This is a genomic window from Nocardioides sp. (assembly GCF_036274455.1).
Taxonomy (GTDB): domain Bacteria; phylum Actinomycetota; class Actinomycetes; order Propionibacteriales; family Nocardioidaceae; genus Nocardioides.
Window position 1 is genome coordinate 1 of record NZ_DASUFR010000105.1, and the last position, 3,021, is coordinate 3,021.

General features: G+C 72.7%; 4 protein-coding genes. 1 reads left to right on the forward strand and 3 read right to left on the reverse strand.

The window, feature by feature from the left end; translation table 11 throughout:
- A partial coding sequence (locus tag VFV89_RS10105) for a pyridoxal-phosphate dependent enzyme (protein WP_329705804.1) occupies positions 1-248 on the reverse strand: 248 nt, incomplete at its 3' end.
- A gap of 40 nt (positions 249-288) precedes the next feature.
- On the opposite strand from VFV89_RS10105, the gene VFV89_RS10110 reads away from it, so the two are divergent.
- Positions 289-1,308, forward strand: a complete 1,020-nt coding sequence (locus VFV89_RS10110; RefSeq protein WP_329705805.1) for an SGNH/GDSL hydrolase family protein — start codon at positions 289-291, stop codon at positions 1,306-1,308.
- Positions 1,309-1,397: 89 nt separating this feature from the next.
- On the opposite strand, the gene VFV89_RS10115 is transcribed toward VFV89_RS10110, so the two are convergent.
- The gene (locus VFV89_RS10115) at positions 1,398-2,231 is read right to left on the reverse strand and encodes a Bax inhibitor-1/YccA family protein (protein WP_329705806.1); all 834 of its coding nucleotides are present in this window, start codon (positions 2,229-2,231) and stop codon (positions 1,398-1,400) included.
- 142 nt (positions 2,232-2,373) lie between these two features.
- Positions 2,374-3,021, reverse strand: a 648-nt coding sequence (locus tag VFV89_RS10120; protein WP_329705807.1) for a class I SAM-dependent methyltransferase, incomplete at its 5' end; no start/stop codon positions are given.

Sequence of the window (3,021 nt, forward strand, 5' to 3'; positions counted from 1 at the left end):
GCCAGCCCGACGCCGGTGTTGCCCGAGGTCGGCTCCACGATCGTGCCGCCCGGCTGGAGCTCGCCGGAGGCCTCGGCGGCGTCGATCATCCGGGTGGCGATGCGGTCCTTCACCGAGCCGCCGGGGTTGAGGTACTCCACCTTGGCCAGCACCAGGGGTCCGTCCTGGTCGGGCAGGTCGAGCGTGCGCTTGAGACGGACCAGCGGGGTGTTGCCGATCAGGTCGAGGATGGAGTTGGCGTAGTCCACCCGACCGATCCTGTCAGTTACCGGTCCGTAGCATGGACTCGTGGGCAAGGCCGCTGCGGCACGCAAGCTGGCCTCCGCCGCGGCGTACGGCGGGGGCGGCCTCTCCCTGCTCGGTGGAGCCCTCTACGGCGTGCTCACCGCGGAGGCCAAGCTCGCCAAGCGCACCATCGGCGAGATCAGCGGCACCCCACCGCCGGACTCGACCGGCTGGTACGGCCGGGGCCGGCCCGGCCCCGCGATCCGGATCGCGCTGCTGGGCGACTCGAGCGCGGCCGGGTACGGCGTGGACCGCGTCGAGGAGACGCCGGGCGCCCTGCTGGCCAGCGGCGTCGCCGAGCGGGCGGACCGCAGGGTCTACCTGCGCCACTTCGCCGTGGTCGGAGCCCGCTCCTCCGACCTCGACGGCCAGGTCGACCGGGCGCTGCCCATCGAGCCCGACGTCGCCGTCATCCTGATCGGCGCCAACGACGTCACCCACCTGGTCCCGCCCGCGCGGTCGGTCGGCTACCTGGCCGAGTCGGTCCACCGGCTCCGCGAGGCCGGCGTCGAGGTGCTCGTCGGCACCTGCCCCGACCTCGGGACCGTCAAGCCGATCGCGCCCCCGCTCAAGCAGCTCGCCCGGCATTGGTCGCGCCGGGTCGCGGCGGCCCAGACGATCTCGGTGCTGGAGGAGGGCGGACGGACGGTCTCCCTCGGGTCCGTCCTCGGCCCCGAGTTCGCGGCCGCGCCTGCGCTGCTGTTCGGTCCCGACCAGTTCCACCCGTCCGCGGCCGGCTACCGCTCACTGGTCGCCGTCCTGCTCCCGTCGACGCTCGCCGCGCTCGGGCTGGCCGGCGACGACGAGGCCGAGCCGGACGGCATCCGGGGCGAGGGCGTCCTGCCGATCACCACGGCCGCGCTCCAGGCGGTCAACGTGCCCGGCACCGAGCTGGGCAGCACCGAGGTCGCCGGCCGCGGCCGCGGCGTCCGCGGCCTCTGGGTCGAGCTGCGGCACCGGCGCCGCCAGCCGCAGCCGGAGGCTGAGGCACCCCAGGAGAGCGAGGCGTCCGAGGCCGGTTAGACCTCGGCCGTCGGCGCAGATGACGACGACCCCGGGACCCGAGGTCCCGAGGCCGCCGGAGCTGTCCCCGTGAGCGCAGCTCGGTGAAGCTAGTTGTCGCTGAAGATCGCCAGCAGGCGCAGCAGGTTGGTGTAGATCCAGACCAGGCTCACCGTCATCGCGAACGCCGCGCGCCACGACTCCCGCTCGGGGATCCGGTTGGCGATGCCCTGCTCGACGAAGTCGAAGTCGAGGATCAGCATGAAGATGCCGAGCACCAGACCGGCCACGGCGAACAGCAGGCCGAGGGCGCCGTTGCCCCAGATGCCGAGGTCGATGCCGAACACGCTGAGGATCAGCGCCATCACGCTGATGCCGACCATGCCGAAGACGGCGGCGATGACGCCCCGGCGGAACTTGTCGCCGACCTGGATGTTGAGCACCTTGTAGGCCGCCAGCGTGCCGGCGAAGGCGCCGAAGGTCCCGATGACGGCGCCGGTGACGACACCCGGGTAGGCGAGGTTGAACACCTTGCTGATCGCCCCGAGCGCCACACCTTCGAGGGCGGCGAACGCGAGCACCAGTCCGGGGCTGATGACGCGCTTGAACGAGTTGACCATCGACAGCGCGAAGGCGCCGAGCGACCCGATGGTCACCGCGGCGAACAGCGGGCCGAGGTCGGCGGCGACCGACTCGTCGGTCACGTCCGGGGTCAGGATCCACGTGGCCATCGCGGTGACGATGACGACGCCGAGTGTGATCGCGGTCTTCTGGACCACGGAGTCGATGGTCATGACGCCCGTGGTGGCCGGTGCGTACCCGGTGCCTCCCGGCGTACCGACGGACCACTGCGACGGGTCGGTCACGGTCTGGTTGCCGTACGTGTTGGCGCCGCCGCGCTGGAACTCTTCCGAGCGGCGGAACACCGGGTTGTTGCTCTGCATGGTCTCCTCCTTGGAGCCCTGGGTGAGGGGTCCATCCTACGGACCTCTGACAGGTTCAACGCAGGTCCTGGGTGGAGCGTTCCCTGAGGACCTGAAGGTTCGCTGAGACGCCGGGCCGCCCGGAGATCGGTCGGGAGACCGTTCAGGACAGGTCCCGCCGGGCCACGACCACCGTGTCGGTGCCGACCCGCTGCTCGCCGTGGTGCTCGACCTCGCGGGTGACCGCCTCGGCCAGGTCGACCTGCCAGCCCCTGCCGAGCAGGGCGGTGACCCGCTCGGGCGGGAACAGCAGGTGGCCCAGCCGCGGGTTGCGCAGGCCGGTCTCGCGCTCGGCCGGGTGGTGGCCCGCCACGAGCAGGGTGCCGCCCGGGCGCACGGCGGCCGCGATCGCGGCGTACGCCCGGTCGAACGCGGTCTCGGGAAGGTGGAGGTACATCGCGGTGACCAGGTCGTTGCCGCCCGGCAGCGCGTCTCCGGCGACGAGATCGACGTGCACCCAGCTGGTCCGATCGGCGACGCCGGCCTCGCCGGCGTGGCGTCGCGCCTTCTCCAGCGCGACCGCCGAGACGTCGGCTCCGGTGGCGCGCCAGCCGCGCCCGGCCAGCCAGACCACGTCGGCCCCCTCGCCGCACCCGACGTCGAGGGCCTGCCCGAGCGGCAGGTCCGTGGCGTGCTCGAGCAGCCGCTGGTTGGGCTGCCCCGACCAGACGTGGTCGTGGGTGGCATAGCGCTCGTCCCAGTAGGCCTGGGTGAACGCCTCGGTCTCGTCCTGCTCTTCCATGGCTCCCCC